Origin of the sequence: Streptomyces sp. NPDC002328 (assembly GCF_042890065.1) — a bacterium.
In the GTDB taxonomy this organism is placed as follows: Bacteria; Actinomycetota; Actinomycetes; order Streptomycetales; family Streptomycetaceae; genus Streptomyces.
Map to the genome: position 1 here is coordinate 84029 of NZ_JBIARQ010000002.1, position 17076 is coordinate 101104.

19 protein-coding genes are annotated in these 17076 nt (G+C 72.0%); 1 reads left to right on the forward strand and 18 read right to left on the reverse strand.

Translation table 11 applies throughout. The annotated features are described in order from the left end of the window. Positions 1-40: 40 nt before the first annotated feature. The 15 genes from ACFYX4_RS06745 to ACFYX4_RS06815 form a co-directional block, all read right to left on the reverse strand. Positions 41-418, reverse strand: coding sequence for a hypothetical protein (locus ACFYX4_RS06745; RefSeq protein ID WP_389327054.1), 378 nt, complete (start codon positions 416-418; stop codon positions 41-43). A gap of 119 nt (positions 419-537) precedes the next feature. After that, entirely contained in the window at positions 538-1152 is a 615-nt protein-coding gene (locus ACFYX4_RS06750; RefSeq protein ID WP_389327057.1) for an OmpA family protein, read from the reverse strand. A 7-nt stretch (positions 1153-1159) separates the two neighbouring features. Beyond that, entirely contained in the window at positions 1160-1744 is a 585-nt protein-coding gene (locus ACFYX4_RS06755) for a hypothetical protein (RefSeq protein ID WP_389327061.1), read from the reverse strand. A 15-nt stretch (positions 1745-1759) separates the two neighbouring features. Further along, positions 1760-2332 (reverse strand): pilus assembly protein TadG-related protein, encoded by a 573-nt coding sequence (locus tag ACFYX4_RS06760; protein WP_389328602.1) that lies wholly within the window; start codon positions 2330-2332, stop codon positions 1760-1762. Beyond that, positions 2332-2562, reverse strand: a complete 231-nt coding sequence (locus ACFYX4_RS06765) for a Flp family type IVb pilin (RefSeq protein WP_389327064.1) — start codon at positions 2560-2562, stop codon at positions 2332-2334. The genes ACFYX4_RS06760 and ACFYX4_RS06765 overlap by 1 nt, the downstream gene beginning before the upstream one ends. Positions 2563-2679: 117 nt before the next feature. Further along, positions 2680-3459 (reverse strand): response regulator, encoded by a 780-nt coding sequence (locus ACFYX4_RS06770; RefSeq protein WP_389327067.1) that lies wholly within the window; start codon positions 3457-3459, stop codon positions 2680-2682. 63 nt (positions 3460-3522) lie between these two features. After that, the gene (locus ACFYX4_RS06775; RefSeq protein WP_389327070.1) at positions 3523-4947 is read right to left on the reverse strand and encodes a sensor histidine kinase; all 1425 of its coding nucleotides are present in this window, start codon (positions 4945-4947) and stop codon (positions 3523-3525) included. A gap of 12 nt (positions 4948-4959) precedes the next feature. Continuing rightward, positions 4960-5847 carry a DUF5936 domain-containing protein gene (locus ACFYX4_RS06780; protein ID WP_389327073.1) on the reverse strand — a complete coding sequence of 296 codons (888 nt, stop codon included), beginning with the start codon at positions 5845-5847 and terminating at the stop codon, positions 4960-4962. A gap of 13 nt (positions 5848-5860) precedes the next feature. Continuing rightward, entirely contained in the window at positions 5861-6805 is a 945-nt protein-coding gene (locus ACFYX4_RS06785) for a type II secretion system F family protein (protein WP_389327076.1), read from the reverse strand. Between the two features lie 5 nt (positions 6806-6810). Then, the gene (locus ACFYX4_RS06790) at positions 6811-8148 is read right to left on the reverse strand and encodes a CpaF family protein (RefSeq protein WP_389327079.1); all 1338 of its coding nucleotides are present in this window, start codon (positions 8146-8148) and stop codon (positions 6811-6813) included. A 22-nt stretch (positions 8149-8170) separates the two neighbouring features. Then, positions 8171-8542, reverse strand: a complete 372-nt coding sequence (locus ACFYX4_RS06795; protein ID WP_389327082.1) for a TadE/TadG family type IV pilus assembly protein — start codon at positions 8540-8542, stop codon at positions 8171-8173. Then, positions 8535-8939 carry a TadE family protein gene (locus tag ACFYX4_RS06800; protein ID WP_389328605.1) on the reverse strand — a complete coding sequence of 135 codons (405 nt, stop codon included), beginning with the start codon at positions 8937-8939 and terminating at the stop codon, positions 8535-8537. Before ACFYX4_RS06800 ends, ACFYX4_RS06795 begins: the two co-directional genes overlap by 8 nt. 122 nt (positions 8940-9061) lie before the next feature. Beyond that, positions 9062-10354, reverse strand: a complete 1293-nt coding sequence (locus ACFYX4_RS06805) for an AAA family ATPase (protein WP_389327085.1) — start codon at positions 10352-10354, stop codon at positions 9062-9064. A gap of 12 nt (positions 10355-10366) precedes the next feature. Then, positions 10367-11074, reverse strand: a complete 708-nt coding sequence (gene cpaB / locus ACFYX4_RS06810) for a Flp pilus assembly protein CpaB (protein WP_389327088.1) — start codon at positions 11072-11074, stop codon at positions 10367-10369. A 68-nt stretch (positions 11075-11142) separates the two neighbouring features. After that, entirely contained in the window at positions 11143-12009 is an 867-nt protein-coding gene (locus tag ACFYX4_RS06815; protein ID WP_389327091.1) for a hypothetical protein, read from the reverse strand. 241 nt (positions 12010-12250) lie between these two features. Here ACFYX4_RS06815 and ACFYX4_RS06820 point away from each other — a divergent pair, with 241 nt between their 5' ends. Further along, positions 12251-13939, forward strand: coding sequence for a chitinase (locus ACFYX4_RS06820; protein ID WP_389327094.1), 1689 nt, complete (start codon positions 12251-12253; stop codon positions 13937-13939). 41 nt (positions 13940-13980) lie between these two features. On the opposite strand, the gene ACFYX4_RS06825 is transcribed toward ACFYX4_RS06820, so the two are convergent. Genes ACFYX4_RS06825 through ACFYX4_RS06835 form a run of 3 tightly spaced genes read right to left on the reverse strand, consistent with a single transcriptional unit; the run spans position 13981 to position 16942 of the window. Beyond that, positions 13981-15069, reverse strand: a complete 1089-nt coding sequence (locus ACFYX4_RS06825) for a M14 family metallopeptidase (RefSeq protein WP_389327097.1) — start codon at positions 15067-15069, stop codon at positions 13981-13983. Positions 15070-15071: 2 nt separating this feature from the next. Then, on the reverse strand, positions 15072-15392 hold the full coding sequence (locus tag ACFYX4_RS06830) for a hypothetical protein (RefSeq protein ID WP_389327100.1): 321 nt from the start codon (positions 15390-15392) through the stop codon (positions 15072-15074). Then, positions 15392-16942, reverse strand: coding sequence for a S8 family serine peptidase (locus ACFYX4_RS06835; RefSeq protein WP_389327103.1), 1551 nt, complete (start codon positions 16940-16942; stop codon positions 15392-15394). Before ACFYX4_RS06835 ends, ACFYX4_RS06830 begins: the two co-directional genes overlap by 1 nt. Positions 16943-17076: the final 134 nt, after the last annotated feature.

Sequence of the window (17076 nt, forward strand, 5' to 3'; positions counted from 1 at the left end):
AGTAGTCGTACTCCCACTGCCGTTCCGCCTCGACCGCAGGTCAGGCCCAGGGATGCCCGTCCGGCGACGTACCGGACGGACGACCGGCCCGGACGAAGTCGCGGTACTCGTCCTGCACGACACCCGGGCTGACCCATCGCCCGCGAACAGCCCCCGTGCGCTCCTCAGCAAGAACCAGCGCGACCTGCGGGTCCTCAGCCCTGCCCAGGAGTTGACCGAAGTCCTCTTCCTCGGCGTCCTGATCGAACGGCGGGAAGGCGTCCAGGTCGAGGAAGCCCTCGTGCCCGGCATCTTCGACGGCATGGACCCAGACCTCGTACGACGTCCTCGCCGCCCGGACCTCGGCATACCTCACACCGGGGCGATCGGACGAGCCGACCGGCCCGAGGAACTGCTCGACCGAACGGCCCCGCCTCAAGGTCCCGATGATGAAAGGCTCCGCCAAGTAGCGCATCGGGGCACAGTAGCTTGACGATTCTTCAGGAGCTTCGGCGGCATGGGACAGCCTCGTTCGGCTCGTCGGGCAGTGGGCCGTCGTCAGCTCGCGGTGCGCGGGAAAGTGACCTCTACTCGGCGGTTCTTCTTGCGGCCCTCTTCGGTGGAGTTGTCCGCGATGGGGTACTGCTCGCCGTAGCCGCGGACCTCGAAGGTGATGCCGGGGTTGTTGAGATCACCGGCGAGCGCCGCCTGGACGGCGTCGGCGCGGTGCTTCGAGAGGACGTCGCCGTGGGCGGAGGATCCGAGGTTGTCGGTGAAGCCGAAGACGCGGACCAGGGCGGTGTTCTGCTTCTTGATCTCCGCCGCGATCGCGGCGACGCGGGCCTTGGCCTCGGGGCCGAGCTTCGCGCTGTCCTTGCCGAAGAGGACTTCGGCCTGGAGGGCGAACGTCACGTCCGCGTTGGTGTCCTCGCGGCGCTCGTCGCCGGACTCGTCCTCGACGACCTGCTTGATGTCCAGCACCTTGGGCTCGGCGAGAGTGCCGCCCTCGGGAAGCTTGAGGTCCGGGTCGTTGGGGTCGACCTGCACGGGGGCGGAGGCGGTCGGTTCGGTGCCCGGGGGGACGCTGGGAGCGGTGTCGGCGTGCGCGGCGGGGACCGTGCCGACGATCACGAGGGTGGCCGTGACCGCCGCGAGGGTGAGACGTGGGGACATGGCGGCCTCACCCGGAGATCTTGACGACCGCGCTGGGGAACAGCGGGAGCTGGAAGGAGACGTCGGTGGTGTCGGCGGGCGGGGCCGGGAACTGGAGGAAGACGTCGATGGATTCACCGGCCTTGAGCGTCGAGAAGCCGGTGGTGGTGAGGGGGCGGCCTTCGGTGTCGCGGAGGACGTAGTAGCGCTTCTTGCTCTTGGAGTCGACGAGGGTGGCTCCGCCGAGGGACAGTCCGTTGTTGATGATCTCGGTCTCATTGCCGCTCAGCGCGGACGGGATGACGGCCTCGGTACCGCTGTCGTTCTTCAGGGCGCCGTTCACCGTGACGAAGCCACCGGAGTCACGCACCACGGACGTGACCCGGAGAAGGAGCCCGCTGGGGCCCTTCAACTCGGCGAGGGGCGCATCGGACTGTCCTTCCTGCGGGCCGGGCTGCGATCCTCCGGGCTTGGAGGCGGACGACGAGCTCCGGGGCTCCTTGTCGTCGCCGTCGCCTCCGCTCCCGCACGCGACCGAGCCGAGGGCAAGCCCGGCCACCGCCGCCAGCGCGACCAACCCCCTGCGGGCCTTCGCCGTGCATCGCATGTTCATCATCTGCTTCCTTCGTCAGCCGCTGACCAAGTGGACGTGGAACAGGTCCTCGGGTCCGGGCAGTTCGGTCAGGTCGTCCGGGTCCAGCACCCAGTCGTCGCCGTCGTCGCAGGTGAGCGTCGGCAGTACGTCGTCGGTCGGCTGGCACAGCGGCTCGATCACGGCGACCGCGTCGGCGTGCGCGTGCCTGCCCGCGGTTCCCGGCACGACCGACTCCCCGATGGGCTTGTTCGCCTCAGCCCTGACCCGGTATCCCAGACGGCCGTCAGGGGAACACTGGGCCGTCGCATCGTTCATCGCGGCCAACTGCATCGCTCGGTCACACGCGTTGCTTCCACCGTAGCCGTCGAAGATGCTCTGCCACTTCGTCGGATCGAGAACGGCCAGCACCCACAGATCGGCAAGCTCGTCCCTGGTCTCCTGAGCGGCCGCCAGCGCAGCCGCGTCGGCGGCGGTCTGCGCGCTGTTGCGGTTCACCGCCGCCTGGCCGACCGCGAAGAAGGCGAACGCGAGAAAGAGCAGGCCCGCCACCACCGTGATGTAGATGGGGAAGACCTGCCCTGAATCGCCGTGCCCGCGCGGTGGGATCAGGGGGCCACCTTGGAGATCTGTGTCCTGAGCTTGTCCACGATCGTCTGGCCCAGGTTCGTGTTCGCGATCAGCACCACGATCGCCACCACCACTGCGATGATGCCCAGGTACTCGACCGCCGTCTGCCCCCGGTCGCCGCGTCGGCGCAGCGCCTGTGCCGTCGTGTCGGCCCAGCCGCTCACCCGGGCCCTGGCCACGACGGCGGTCTTCAGCATCAGGTCGCTCATGGCGTTCCTCTCCGTTTGCGGCGTTGCCGGCACAAGGAACGTAGGACGTGAGGAGGGAGAGCGGGGAGGGTCCCAGGGCCCAAGGTCGGGCCCAAGTCGATGATTCACGGCGTGCCTTCACCTCGTCACCGCCGTCCCCAGCCATTTGGCGGCCGCCTCGGCGCGACTGCTGCTGTGCAGCTTGGCGAAGATGCGGTTGATGTGGTTCTTGACCGTTTTCTCACTGATGAAGCAGATGGCGGCGATCTGCTGGTTGTTCACGCCCGATGCGATCAGGTCCATGATCTCCGCCTCCCTCGCGCTGAGTCGGAACCCTCTGCGTGACTGTCCCACAGGCGATTGCAGTTGCGAAAGCGGTTCCGTAGAAGTTCCCATAAATGGGGCTGCTGAGGTTACGTCAGCATGTGCAGTCGCACCGGCGCGGAGTTGGGCGAGGACGGCCGTGGCCGCCGTCGGCGTGAAGTGGGCCCGGCCCCGTCGGACGTCCCGCACGGCGGAGAGCAGTTCCTCCACGGTGAACTCCCCGTGGACCAGGTAGCCGCCCGCCCCTCGGCGCAGGGCCTCCTGGACGATCTCCGACTCGTCGCTGTAGGTGAGCATCACCACTGGGGCGATCGGCACCAGGTGGGGAAGGGCGGAGAGGCCGTCCACGCCGGGCATGCGGACGTCGAGGAGGACGACGTCGGGCCGGTGGTGCAGGGCCGCCTCGTAGGCCTGGCGGCCGTCGGCGGCCTCCGCGACGACGTGTATGTCCTCGCGGTCGGAGAGCAGCGCGGTCAGGCCCGCGCGGACCACCGGGTTGTCGTCGGCCACGATCACCCGTACGGGCGCGGGCCGGGGCGGCGTCGGGAAGGCCTCGGGCGCGAGCGGCGCGGAAGGCGGCGGCTGGTCCGGCATCGGGGTGGCCTCCTCTCGTGAAGTGGGCGTGCGCAGGGGCGGGTCAGGGGTGGGTGACATCGGTCAGGGCGGTGACGATGTCAGGGCGTCGAGCGGGAGTTCCAGGAGGACTTCGGTGCCGCGGGCGTCCGGACCGCGGCCGACGGTGAGGCGGGCGCCGACGGAGGCGGCCCGCTCGGCCATGCCGACCAAGCCGAAGTGACCGGTGCGGCGCAACTGTTCGAGGGTGGTGCCGGCCGGCAGGCCGCAGCCGTCGTCGAGGACGCTCACGCGGAGCAGATCGCCGTGCACGCCCGCGCGTACCTGGACGCGGGTCGGGTGGGCGTGGCGGTGGGCGTTCTCCATGGCTTCCGAGGCGATCGTGAGGAGGTGGCGGGCGACGGCGGGCGGGACGGGCTGCGACGCGCGCTCGCCCGTGGAGTGGTACGTGGCCGGCAGGTCGGTGCGTTCGGCGAAATCACGGGTCCACGCGGCGAGTTCGGGCAGGACGTCGATGCCGTGGTCCGGATCGGACTCCCGGCGCAGGTCGGTGAGGAGTTCACGGGACTCGGCGGCGGCCCGGCGGGCGGCGCGGGCGACGAGTTCGGCCTGCTGCCGTACCCGGTCCGGGTCCAGGTGCGCCGACCCCGCCGAGCGGGCCAGGCCGTCCGCCGCGAGGGCCACGCCGTGCAGGGTCTTGGCGACGGAGTCGTGCAGCTCGCGGGCGAGCCGGGCCCGTTCGGCGGCGACCGCCTCGGTGACGGCCAGACGGGCCTTGACGGCGGTCAGCGCCTGGGTCGCCGTGCCGAAGCGGAACATCAGGCCGCGCAGGCTGGAGCCCACCGCGCCGGTGATGAGGCAGAAGCCGGGCAGCACCAGTCTCTCGGCGAGGCCGGCGCCCGATTCCCGCTCCAGCGTCGCGTGGACGAGCAGCAGGATCAGCGACTGGAGGGAGGCGAAGCAGGCCGCGCCGCGCCAGCCGTAAAGGATGCCGGCGAGCAGCGGGGTGCAGACGCTGACGTAAGCGAGGGTGGTGTCGGGGCCGGCGGAGATCAGCAGCAGGGTGCCGAAGAGGGTGTCCACGGCCAGGAGGGTGGGGTGGCGCAGGAGGAGGGGGCCGAAGCGTTCCCAGTCGCGGAAGAGGACGTAGGAGCCCATGAAGGTGACGACGACGGCCGCGCCCACCAGGCGGGCGCCCAGGCCCGGGGAGGCGTTGAGGAGGGCCGCGGGGGCGGCCAGCGCGATCATGGCGAGACGGAAGCCGGCGACCTGCCGGCACATCGCCTGGAGGGCGTTGATCTGGAGGGGGAGGGGTGGAGCGGTCTGCCCGGCTCCCTCAGCCTCTCCGAACGCGGTCTTCGGGGTCTGCTCGCGCACGTCGTCGCCGGATCGCCCCGGCCACGACCGCTGACCCGGCCGCCATCGCAGCCCCAGCCCCAGCCCCGGCCCCGGCTTCAGCCGCGCCCGCAACAGCCCTCCGCGCCCCCTCGTCGTCGCCGTCACGGCCATCGCCCGGTCCCCCTACTCGCCCGTGATCGAGCTGAAGTCGGTGCCGGAGCCGAGCAGCATGCCCGCGCCGAGGAGGAGCATCGTGGCCGGGACCATGAACGTCGTGATCATCAGGGTGGCCTTGGGGACGGCGCGGGCCGCCTTGCGGCGGGCGTTCTGCGCGTCCGTGCGGCGCATGTCCTTGGCGATGGAGACGAGCGTTTCGACGATCGGGGCACCCAGTTCCTCGCCCTGCTGGAGCGCGGTGACGAACATGGCGACCTGCTCGGAGTCGTTGCGGCGGCGCAGTTCGGCGAAGGCCTCGCGGCGGCTCACGCCGAGGTCCATCTGGCGCAGGGTGATGCGGATCTCGTCCGCCCAGGGGCCCTCGTAGCGGGACGCCACCCGGTCCAGGGCCTGGCGGAAGCCGAGGCCCGCGCTCACCACGACGGCGAGCACGTCGAGGAAGTCCGGCAGGGTCCGTTCGATGGCGTCCTTGCGGACCCGGATCGCGGACCAGATGCCGACCTCGGACCAGAAGGCCGCGAAGGCGAGCATGACGAGGGCGACGAAGAAGCTGCCCTGGAGGAGGGCGGCGAGCGCGCCGAGGCCGCCGATCGCGCCGTAGACCGCGCGGCGGGCCGCGTAGCGGTCGATGGTCAGACCGCCGGGGTTGCCGGCGAGGTCGATGCGCCGCCGGTAGCGGGCGACCTGCCGGGGGCCCATGAGCCGGAGCACCGCGGGCGCGTACCGGATGCCGAGGCGGTCGACGAGCGAGCCCACCGCGCCGGTGCGGGTCGAGCCGACCTCCAGGGCCAGCGCCAGGTCGCTGGGGAGTTTCGCCTCGGCCCGGTACATGCGGATCCCGGCGAAGACGCCCCAGACGGCGATGCCCATGAGGAGTGCGAGCAGGAGTTCCATACCGTGGGCCCCCTCAGACGTCGATGCGGGACATACGGCGGATGAGGACGAAGCCGACGGCGTAAAGGGCGAAGGCGATGATCACGCAGGCCTGGCCGACGGCCGAGCCCGTCATGCGGTCCAGCGTGCCGTCCTCGACACTGTTCATGAGGAACAGCGCCCCGACCCCCAACGCCGGCACCGCATATGACGTCATGCTCACCTGTGACAGCTGTGTCCGCACCTCGCGTCGGGTCTCCTTGCGTTCCTCCAGGGTCTCCGTCAGGTTGCGGAGGGCTCCGACGACCTGGCCGCCGGCTCGGTTGGAGAGGACCAACGTGGTGACGAGGACGACGAGTTCGCGGGAGGGCAGGCGGTCGGCCAGTTCACCGAGGGCGTCGTCCAGGGAGTGGCCGACCGCCAACTGGTTGGCGACCTTGGCGAGTTCCTCGCCGGCCGGGGCCTCCAGCTCCTCCGCCGCCATGCCGATCGCGGTGCGCAGGGCGAGGCCCGCGTTGGTCGCGTTGGCCAGGATGCGGGCCAGTTCGGGGAGTTGGTTGATGAAGCGCTCGATGCGTTTCTGACGCTGCCAGTTGAGGAACTGCCACGCCGCCCAGACGCCGAGCAGTCCCGCCAGCGGCCCGAAGAAGGGAGCCAGGGTGGCCTGGCCGATCAGCCACAGCCCGGCCACCGCCGCCAGCATGCAGACGAAGAACTCCGCGGGCGTCACGTCCAGCCCGGTCGCCGCCAGCTTCAGTTCCAGCCTGCGGCCCGCCTTCGTCCGGCGCAGCCGCCGGTCCAGGTCGCGGAAGCGGCGTCGCCGTCCCGTCGTGGCGATCTGCCCGGTGTAGGAGAGCCGTTCCACGAGTTCGGCGCGCTGGGCGCGGCCCCGGGCGTAGACGTGCACGCCCGCGACGGCCAGGGCGCAGGTCAGCAGGGCGGCGCCGGTGGTGAGGGAGATGAGGGTGTCGAGGTCCATGGCGGCTACCGGGCTTCCCTGGTCGTCAGTTCGTCGAGGGTGCGGGCCACTCCGAAGGCCTGCGGGATGGGCTGGCTCGCCATGTAGAGGCGGTCGGCGGTGCGGCGCGGCAGCGGGAAGTACTGGAAGACGCCGTGGACGCGGCCGTCCGCCGACATCGGCCGGGCGTCGAAGCGGGCGATGGTCGCCAGCCGGTACGGCTCTCCCCCGTGGCTCTCCAGCAGGGCGATCTCGGTGATGCGGCGCGCGCCGTCGGCGAAGCGGGTGAGCTGGATGACGACGTCGACGGCGCTGTTGATCTGGTCGTGCAGCGCGACGAAGGGGATCTCGACGTCGGACATGGACGCCAGGGTCTGGAGCCGCATCAGCGCGTCCTCGGCGCTGTTGGCGTGGACGGTGGCCAGGGAGCCGTCGTGGCCCGTGGACATGGCCTGGAGCATGTCGAGCGATTCGCCGCCGCGGACCTCGCCGACCACGATCCGGTCGGGGCGCATCCGCAGCGAGTTGCGGACCAGGTCGCGGATGGTGATACGGCCCTTGCCCTCGACATTGGGGGGCCGTGACTCCAGACGGATCACGTGCGACTGCTGGAGCTGGAGCTCCGCCGAGTCCTCGATGGTGATGATGCGTTCGCCGTCCGGGATCAGCCCGGACAGGGCGTTGAGCAGGGTGGTCTTGCCGGTGCCGGTGGCACCGGACACGATCACGTTGAACTTCGCCTGCACCAGGCCCGCCAGCAGGTACAGCATGGGCTCGTCCAGCGAACCGAAGCCGATCAGCTCGTGGAGGGTGAAGGAGCGCGGGAAGCGGCGGATGGTGAGGGTGGGGCCGGTGAGCGACAGCGGCGGGATGATGACGTTGACGCGTTCACCGGACGGCAGACGGGCGTCGACCATCGGATTCGTCTCGTCCACGCGGCGGTTGACGGTCGAGACGATCCGTTCGATCGTCTGCATCAGCTGATCGTCGGAGGCGAAGCGGATCGGGAGCTGCTCGACCCGGCCGGCCCGCTCCACGAAGATCGCGTCCGGTCCGTTGACCATGATCTCGGTGATCGACGCGTCCTCGAGGAGGGGCTCCAGGATGCCGAGGCCCAGCGCCTCGTCGACCACCCGGCGGATCAGCTGCGAGCGTTCGACCGTGGACAGCACCGGGCCCTCACGGCTGATGATGTGCCCGAGGACCCGCTCCAGGCGCGCCCGGCGCTCGGCCGCCGCCAGCGAGCTCATCTCGGCGAGGTCGATCTCCTCCAGCAGCTTCGCCCGGTACGAGGAGACCAGGTGGCCGTCCTCGCCCCGGCCGCCGCTCTCCTCGGGGGAGGTGATGCGGGCCCGAAGGCTCATCTGTCGGTCCTCCTGCCTTGCTTCAGTGGTCGACCGGCATGGTGGCCGACTTGCTTGCGGTGCCGAAGTCCCCGATGCCGGGGATGACGGACGGGATGGTGACCTCGGCGGTGACCTTGACCTCGTCGCCGGAGTAGGAGGGCGCGCAGCGGGGGTTCAGCCAACTGCTCACCGCCCGCGCGCAGTCGCCCTGTGCGTCGTTGTCGAGGGAGGCGCTGCGGGCGCCCGCGCGGGCCGCGGTGCCGGCCTGCTGGGCGGCGTAGGCGATCAGGCCGAGTTGCACGGCGGCCAGGGCGATCAGCAGCAGGATCGGGAGGAACCCGAGGTACTCCAGGGCGACTTGGCCTCGGTCGCGGACTCGGTGCGCGCGGCGTGCGTTCGGCGTGTCAGTCACCGTCGTCCTCCTCGACGGCGCCCGCGTGGCCGCGCACCTCGAACGGGAAGTCGATCGCGCCGGGGAAGAGGACGGGGACGCGCAGGGTGACGTCGGCCGTCACGAAGCCGCTGCCGCCACAGCTCACCACGGCGCTCCCCTTCCACGCCTGCGGCAGGTTCTTCAGTGCCGCCTGTTCGCACACCGCCGACCGCTCCCCCGGAGCCGCCGCCGTCGCCGCCCGCACTCCCTCGTCGGCAGCATGCCCAGCGAGCGTGTAGGTGTACCCCACCAGCACGAACTGCCACACCACCACCAAGGTCACGATGATCAGCGGGGCCATGCCGAGGAACTCGATCGTGACCTGACCCCGGTCGCGCGCGAAACGCGCCCGCGCCGCCGCCCGAGCCCGCACCATCGCTCGCGCTCGCGCCGTCGCCCTCGGCCGCGCCGCCGCCCTCATCGCCACCTCCGCCGACCCCGCCGCCGTCGCCACCTCCGCCGACTCCGCCGCCATCGCCGCCCCCGCCGCCATCGCCCTCACCCCCTCCGCCGCCGAAAGCCCGCCGCCCCCCGGTCGCCGCCGCGCGCCTTGTCCCCGCCGCGCGCCTTGTCCGTGCCGCGCGTCCGGCCGTCGCCCCGGCGCGCGAGCGTGGCCTCCGGTGCCTTGACCAGGCCCAGTTCGCCCGCGAGCGCCCACATCGCCTGGCGTACGGCGCCCTTGGCGTCGAGGGCGTCGACGCGGCCGGCGTCCACCGCCGCCTGGAGTTCCTTGAAGTTCGCCGGGATCGCGGTCGCGGCGACGGGCGTGCCGGTGATCCGCTGGATCAGCGCGGGCTGGATCTCCGTACCGCGGCTGAGGCGGTTGACGACGACGGTGGTCTCCTCCGCCTTGCGGATCTGGAGCCGGTCCCACATGCGGACGGCGCGTTTGGCGCCGCGGACCGCCACCACGTCGGGGGTGGTGACGAGCAGGGCCAGGTCGGCCATCTCGACGACCGCGGCCCCGGCCCCGCCGAGCTGCGCGCCGCAGTCGACGACGACGACCTCGTAGCGGGAGCGCAGGGCGCTGACGATCTGGCGGGCGGCGCGGTCGGTGACCTCCTCGCCGCGTTCGCCCTCGCCGGGGGCGAGCAGCAGGGCGACGCCGCTGTCGTGGCGGAAGACGGCCTCGGCGAGGATGCGGGGCGAGATGTCGGCGATGGCGGCGAGGTCGACGACCGAGCGGCGGAACTGCACGTCCAGGTAGGAGGCGACGTCGCCGGTCTGGAGGTCCATGTCGACGAGGGCCGTGGACCGGCCGGAGGCCTGGGCCGCCAGGGCGATCTGGACGGCGGTCAGGGTCGCGCCGACCCCGCCCTTGGCCCCGCCGACGGTGACGACGGTGCCGCCGACGCCGGTGAACACGTCGCCGCCGTGGCCGAGATGGCGCCGTACGCCGACCGACCACTGGGCGACGGCCTGGACGCGGCTGGCGAGTTCCTCGTAGCTCAGCGGGAGGGTGACCAGGCCGCGCGCGCCGGCGTCCATGGCGGCCTGGAAGAGGCCGGGGCTCGCGTCGGTGGTGACGAGGATGACGCCGACGGCGGGGAAGCGCAGGGCGACCTCGCGGACGAGTTCCAGTGCCGGGACCGGGCCGATGCGCTCGTGGACGACGACGACCTCGGGGAGTTCGTCGACGGACTCGGCGGCCAGGCGGGCGAGGGTGTCGACGAGCTGGGTGGAGTCGGCGACCGGGGTGACGGGTTCGGCGTCCGGGAGCTGGCTGAGCAGGGTGGTGAGGGAGCGGACCGCGTCCGCGTCGCCGACGGCCGGGAGGATCCTCGTGGGCATGGCGGCGGCCTCTCACTTGTCCGTGGCGAGTTCGTACGTCCGGTCCTGTTCGGGGACCGTGGCGGGGGTGCCGGGCGCCACCAGGGCGAGCCGGACGCGCTTGGCGAACGACTCGGCGTACGTGATGCGCTGGGCGTCGAGGGTGGACAGCGCGAAGGTGATGGGGACGGCGTCGGTGGGCTGCCGCCCGCGGTCGTCGGCGTCGGGCCGGAGCGCGGTGAGCTCGCCGACGTCGAGGACGCGGGCGTTGGTGACGATGATCTTCGACTGGTCGGGGTCGCTCTCCTTGGCGCCCTCGAAGGTGGCGTAGACGTTGACCGAGGAGCCCGGGGTGATCTTGCCGGCGACGCCGGTGGCCGCGTCGATCATGATGGCGACCTCCTGCTGGCCGGCCTGGAGGGCGGGCTGGTCGACGACCATGTCGCTCTGGAGCAGGGAGCCCTTCTTCAGGGTCGTCACGGCGATCTTGCCGCGGATGGCGGCGAGATCGGTGACGGCGTTCTCGGAGAGCCAGCGCTCGGGCATCTCGATCTTCTCGAACTGGGACGCGGTGAGCGGGGTGTAGGGCGCGATGTTCGTCCGGAGCCGGTACGCCGCGACCTCCGGGCCGACCTTGGACTGCACGTCGTCGATGACGGAGAGGACGCCGGCGAAGGCGCCGAGGGCGCACAACACCGACAGGAGCAGGAGGATCACGCCGCGGCGCTGACGGGAGTTCATGAGCCGTGCAACCTCGTTGGGGGTCGGGTCGAGCGGGACGGACACACGGTCGGGGCGGTGGGGCTGGTTCAGCCGCCCGCGGTGAGCGCTCGGACGGGGCGGGCGGTGATCTCGGAGGCGGGCGGCGGGGTGGCGGAGCAGAAGACGCAGCGGTCGCCGATGACGTCGATGCCGCACCAGTGGCAGACGGTCTGCCGTACGGAGGCGACCAGTTGGTAGAGGACCGACAGGTCGGGCAGGTAGGCGCAGAACTCGATCAGCCGGCCGGTGCCCCACCAGCGCGCGGACTCGGCGGGCAGTTCCGTCTCGCGCAGCCCCTGGGCGTGCCAGGCGGGGGCGAGGACGCCGCTGACCCAGTCGGACTGGAGCTGTCCGCGGCCGACCAGCATCCAGGTGCCGAACTCCGGTCCGGGCAGGACGGTTTCGGGACCGGCCTTGACCAACTGCGGCTGGGGGTGGGCGAGGACGCCGAACTGGCTGCCCGGCATCCAGGACCTGGCGTGCGACTTCAGGCCGACGGGGACGCGGTCGAGGCGGGCGACGGAGGCGAGGAGCGCGCCGGCGTGGAGGTAGTGGGTGAGCAGCCGGCCCGCCGAGGCGAGGACGCCGGGGCCGAGGTCGCAGGAGGCGAGCTGGCGCAGCTGGCGGGCGAGGACGGCGACCGCGAGCGGGGGCAGTTCGGGGCGGAACAGGGCGACGCGGTCGCTCTCCAGCAGGGAGCGGACGGTGTGCAGCCGCTGTTCGACGGCCGGGGGCGTGGCCCGCGAGTACAGGACGACCACATGGCCGTGCTGGTCGATCAGGCTCTGCACGGCGGCCACGGCCTCGTCGAGGGGGCGGCGGTCGAGCCCGTCGAGGACGGCGGCGGGCAGGGTCCGTTCGTCCTGTGGCGGCAGCGCCAGATCGGCGCCGGTCACGGCAATGGCAGTTGGCACGCGCAGCTCCCCGAGTTCCCGCTCTCCGGTCCACCGGGCGTTACTCCGGTGCACCGGGGTGACTTCATTGCGTGACTACCTCAGCACTGTAACCACGCACTTGTGGCGGGTGAACAGCTTTCAGCGGCTGCTCGAGAACTGTCTTCGGCGCAAGTGGCGGCAAATCGGGGCAGGTTGCGCACACCGGCTCTCCACGACCGGACCCCTTGACAACAGAATTGGTCTGGACCAACTTGTTGTCATGTCCCCACATAAAACATCGACGCGGTTCTGGTCGGCAGCGGTGACCGCCGCTCTCGCCCTGACCCTGGCGGGCGCGGCTCAGGCGTCCGCCGCGGACGTCGACAACGCGAGGAACGCCGGCTTCGAGTCCGGCCTCACCCACTGGAACTGTTCCGCGGGAAGCGGAACGACCGTATCCGCCCCCGTCCACGGCGGCGCCGCCGCCCTGAAGGCGACCCCGGCCGGCCAGGACAACGCCCGTTGCGCACAGACGGTCGCGGTCAGGCCCGGCTCCGCCTACACCCTGAGCGCCTGGGTCCGCGGCGGTTACGCCTACCTGGGCGCCACCGGCACCGGCACGACGGACGTGTCCGCCTGGACCCCGGACTCCGCCGTCTGGAAGCAGCTGACGACGAGGTTCACGACCGGGCCCTCGACCACGTCCGTCACCGTGTACCTGCACGGCTGGTACGGCCAGGCCGCCTACCTCGCCGACGACGTCTCGGTGTACGGCCCCGACGGCGGCGGGGGCGGCGACCCCGGCCCGGCGGTCCCGGCCGCGCCGACCGGCCTCGCGGTCTCCGGCACGACGTCGTCGTCCGTGTCCCTGTCCTGGGCCGCGGTGTCCGGCGCGACCGGCTACTCCGTCTACCGCGACGGCACCAAGGTCACGGCGGTGACCGGGACCTCGGCGACCGTGACCGGCCTCGCCGCCGCCACCTCCTACGCCTTCCAGGTCACGGCGACGAACGCGGCCGGCGAGTCGGTGAGGTCGGCGGCGGTGACGGGCCGGACGGCCCCGCCCGGCCAAGGCGGCGGCTCGGTGCCCCGGCACGCCGTGACCGGCTACTGGCAGAACTTCGACAACGGCGCGACGGTCCAGCGGATCTCCGACGTCTCCGCCCAGTACGACATCATCGCCGTGGCCTTCGCGGACGCCACGGCCACCCCGGGCGCGGTGGACTTCACCCTGGACTCCGCCGGCCTGAAGGGCTACACCGTCGACCAGTTCAAGGCCGACGTCCGGGCCAAGCAGGCCGCCGGCAAGAAGGTCGTCGTGTCGGTCGGCGGCGAGACCGGCAGGGTGAGGGTCGACGACGCGGCGTCCGCCGCCGAGTTCGCGAACTCGGTGTACGCGCTGATGCGCACGTACGGCTTCGACGGTGTCGACATCGACCTGGAGAACGGCCTCAACGCCACTTATATGACCCAGGCGTTGCGCGCGCTGTCGGCGAAGGCGGGCCCCTCGCTCGTCCTCACCATGGCACCGCAGACCATCGACATGCAGTCGCCGTCGAACTCCTACTTCCAGACCGCGCTGAACGTGAAGGACATCCTCACGGTCGTCAACATGCAGTACTACAACAGCGGTTCGATGCTCGGCTGCGACGGCAAGGTCTACAGCCAGGGCTCCGTGGACTTCCTCACCGCGCTCGCCTGCATCCAGTTGGAGAACGGCCTCGCCCCCTCCCAGGTCGGCCTGGGCGTGCCGGCCTCGACCCGGGGCGCGGGCAGCGGCTACGTCCCGCCGAGCGTCGTCAACAGCGCGCTGGACTGTCTGACGAGGGGCACCGACTGCGGCTCCTTCAAGCCGCCGCGGACCTATCCCGACCTGCGCGGCGCGATGACCTGGTCGACGAACTGGGACGCGACGGCGGGCAACGCGTGGTCCGGCGCGGTGGGACCGCACGTGCACGCGCTGCCGTGACACACGCGCTGCCGTGACCCGGCGCGGCGGGGCCGCGGGGCTCAGCCCATGAGGTCGTCCGTCACCGAGGGGGCGTCGGCGGCGAGCGCCAGCAGCGCCGCCGACACCTCCCGGATGACCTGCTCGGCCTCGCTGAACGCCGGCTGGAAGGAGGTGCCGCACTCGATCGTCCAGCCGATCACCTTCGTGGCGCCCGGCGTGGTGAAGTGCCGGCTGTAGGCGTAGTCGTCGCTCGTCCCCGAGGTGGCGTACAGCCCGTACGCCGCCTCGACCCCGTAGTCGGCTCCGCGCACCCCGCGCGCCGCGCCGTTCATGTGCTCCCCGAGCTCGACCGCGGTCTTCAGGTCCTGCTCGGGGATGAACTCGCCGATGCCGTCGTCCGGCCGCCCCCGCACCCCGTCGAGCGCGGGGTTGCGGAAGTTGTCGGACGGGGTGAGCGACTGGTTGCGGTCCGAGCCCCAGTTGTGCAGGAACACCGGCACCGCGCTGTGCACGTCGACCATCCAGCGGATCCGGGGGAAGGTGTCGAGCGCCCACACCACGTTCCGCGTCTCGGGCTCGGAGGCGGGCGCGGGCCCTCGGTAGACCTGCGGATCGCACGGGTCGTCCGAGGTGCGGACCTCCGCGTCCGGCGCGAACTTCGCCGTGTGGTCCCAGAGGAAGTCGAAGTTGCGGTTGAGATCCACCCCGGTGCACGAGGCGCCCGCGTGCCCGGGAGGGGCCGGCCGGCGGTTCTTGCGCCACATCGGCGACACGGTCTGGCTGAACGCCCGGCCGTCGGGGTTCACACAGGGGAAGAGGAACAGCCCGGTGTGCTCCACGACCCGCGCGACCTGCGCCGCCGTGAACGACGTGGCGCCGTAGCCGAGCCCGGTGCCCAGGCTGTGCGCCTCCAGCAGGTCGGCCGCCAGCGAGATCAGCGCGTCGGGCGGCACCCATTCCCGGGCGTGCATCCCGCCCAGCACCAGGATCCCGTCCGCCTCCCCCGCCTCGCGGGTCCCGATCCGCAGCAGCCGTGTCGTACGGCCCTCATGGGTGGTGTGGGGCGGGACGAGGACCTCCGTCGCGCCGGGGTGGGCGGCGTGCAGGGCGGTGATCGCCGATTCGATCTCGGTCACGTTGAGGTACATGGTCACTCCTTGCGGCCGAGGCCGTGCGGGCGGGCGTCCCGGGCGGCGAAGCGGTCGCCGCCGCCGACCTCTTCCCTGCGGGCGAGCCAGTTCTCCGTGACGTTCTCGACCGGCGTGATGTCCACCAGCGGGGCCGACCTGGCCGCCCGCGCCCGGTCGAGCCGGTCCTCCCGGAAGTAGACGTCCAGCCCGACGCCGCCCCGGGTGCCGCGCGCGACGGCGTGGCACCCCACGTCGGCCCCGGTCTCCCGGAGGAACTCCCGGAGCGCCTCGGTGTTCTCCGCGACCACGTGACAGCGGACGACCGCCGGTTCCGTGCCCATCACGCCAACTCCCTGGCGAGGTCCACGGCCTGGGCGGCGTTGACCCGGCCGAAGCCGTAGTCGTCGTTGTGGCCGTCCGCGTCGTAGAGCACTCCGCTGCCGCCGATCTTGTCGGCCGACTCGTGCATGACGGCCCGCAGCTGGTCGCGCGTCAGCTCGGGATTGACGGCGATCGCCAGGGCGGCGCAGCCCGCCGCGCAGGGGGCGGCGAAGCTGGTGCCGGTGCTGGTGCCGTAGCCGCCGCCGGACCTGGTGCTCAGGACGTCGACGCCGGGGGCGATCAGCTCCACCTCGGGGCCGCGGGCCGCGTGGTCCTCCAGGTCCCGGTTGGTGGACCGCACCACCGCGATCACATCGGGGTGGGAGACGACCTCGTCCTTGGAGACGTCGACGTCCGTGCCGTTGCTCGCCGCCCAGAAGATCGGCAGCCCCTTGCCCGCCCGGCCGTTCGCGGCGGCGGCCTCCAGGGCGAGGTCCAGCGTGCTGCTCAGCTCCCACTCCGCGCCGTTCGGCCCCAGGCTGCACACCAGGATGTCCGCCCCGTCCTGCGGGTCGGCGCCCGGGACCTCCAGGGACGGGTCGGCCGCGTAGGCGACGGCGCGCGCCAGCGTCGTCTGCGGGCCGACCTGGTCGTTCAGACAGGCCACCAGCATCAGCTCGCACTCGGGGGCCGCGCCGACACCGCCCACCCCGTTGCCGATCCGGGCTCCGGCCATGCCGGCGCAGAACGTGCCGTGGCCGCTGTCGGGCATGCCCGAGGCGCCCTGGACGAACGTCGCCTTCGGCACGCCGTCGTCGTAGAAGCCGGACATCGCGCCCACGCCGTCGGCGAGGTCCTCGTGCCCCGCGTCGAAGCCGTTGTCGATCACGGCGACGCGGATCCCGGTCCCGAAGGTGCGGTCCCACGCCGCTTCGACGTGGACGTCGGCTCCCGGCGTCCCGCCGTCGGCGCCGGCGTTGTTCCACTGCCACTGCTCGGCGTAGCGGGGCGCGTTGGGGTGGAACCGCCCCGGGACGTGCTCGACGAACGACGGCTCGGCGAAGACGAAGAGGTCGTTGTCGTGCAGGTCGACGGAGGCCGCGAGGGAGTCCTCGGCCGCCGTGGCGCGCACCTCGTACAGGTTCTTCGCGAAACCGAGCCGCTGGATCACGCTCAGGCCGGCCGCCTCGAGCTCGCGCTCGGCCTCCTCCCGCGAAAGCGTCGGCGACAGCTGGACGTTCAGCACGTCGGTCGCGATGCCGATCCTGCCGCCGGGCCGCACAACGACCGTGCCGGCGGCGTCCGCCTCGGGGAGGGCCTCGTGCGCCGTGAAGGCTTCCCTGGTCTCCCGGTTGGGCCGGACGAACACCCAGTCCGCGCGGTTGAAGGCGTCGGCGGTCTCCTCGTCGATCCCGGCCGCGCGCATGGCCCCTCGCGCGCTGGTCCCGAGGGATTCCTCCGCCTCGGCGCCGGTTCCGCGCCGGGCGTCCGCGCCCATCCTCACCGCCACGACGTCGTCGAGCTGCTCGACCTCGACCAGATTGCCACGCATGTAGTACCGACGTGACATGGCACTCGCCCCTTCTCGTACGGCGCGAGCGCCCTGGCCGGTGACGACACGGCCTGGCGGCGTCCTCCGGTGCCGCCGCCCGCGGCCCGCAGCCTGAGGAAATCCCCCTCTCTCCTCAGTCTCCCCTCACCCTT

Bases quoted from the DNA above. Each gene is read 5' to 3' on its own strand.
- ACFYX4_RS06750 (WP_389327057.1), bottom strand. From the start codon at position 1,152: ATGTCCCCACGTCTCACCCTCGCGGCGGTCACGGCCACCCTCGTGATC.
- ACFYX4_RS06755 (WP_389327061.1), bottom strand. From the start codon at position 1,744: ATGAACATGCGATGCACGGCGAAGGCCCGCAGGGGGTTGGTCGCGCTG.
- ACFYX4_RS06765 (WP_389327064.1), bottom strand. From the start codon at position 2,562: ATGAGCGACCTGATGCTGAAGACCGCCGTCGTGGCCAGGGCCCGGGTG.
- ACFYX4_RS06770 (WP_389327067.1), bottom strand. From the start codon at position 3,459: ATGCCGGACCAGCCGCCGCCTTCCGCGCCGCTCGCGCCCGAGGCCTTC.
- ACFYX4_RS06775 (WP_389327070.1), bottom strand. From the start codon at position 4,947: ATGGCCGTGACGGCGACGACGAGGGGGCGCGGAGGGCTGTTGCGGGCG.
- ACFYX4_RS06780 (WP_389327073.1), bottom strand. From the start codon at position 5,847: ATGGAACTCCTGCTCGCACTCCTCATGGGCATCGCCGTCTGGGGCGTC.
- ACFYX4_RS06785 (WP_389327076.1), bottom strand. From the start codon at position 6,805: ATGGACCTCGACACCCTCATCTCCCTCACCACCGGCGCCGCCCTGCTG.
- ACFYX4_RS06790 (WP_389327079.1), bottom strand. From the start codon at position 8,148: ATGAGCCTTCGGGCCCGCATCACCTCCCCCGAGGAGAGCGGCGGCCGG.
- ACFYX4_RS06800 (WP_389328605.1), bottom strand. From the start codon at position 8,939: ATGGTGCGGGCTCGGGCGGCGGCGCGGGCGCGTTTCGCGCGCGACCGG.
- ACFYX4_RS06805 (WP_389327085.1), bottom strand. From the start codon at position 10,354: ATGCCCACGAGGATCCTCCCGGCCGTCGGCGACGCGGACGCGGTCCGC.
- cpaB (WP_389327088.1), bottom strand. From the start codon at position 11,074: ATGAACTCCCGTCAGCGCCGCGGCGTGATCCTCCTGCTCCTGTCGGTG.
- ACFYX4_RS06820 (WP_389327094.1), top strand. From the start codon at position 12,251: ATGTCCCCACATAAAACATCGACGCGGTTCTGGTCGGCAGCGGTGACC.
- ACFYX4_RS06825 (WP_389327097.1), bottom strand. From the start codon at position 15,069: ATGTACCTCAACGTGACCGAGATCGAATCGGCGATCACCGCCCTGCAC.
- ACFYX4_RS06830 (WP_389327100.1), bottom strand. From the start codon at position 15,392: ATGGGCACGGAACCGGCGGTCGTCCGCTGTCACGTGGTCGCGGAGAAC.
- ACFYX4_RS06835 (WP_389327103.1), bottom strand. From the start codon at position 16,942: ATGTCACGTCGGTACTACATGCGTGGCAATCTGGTCGAGGTCGAGCAG.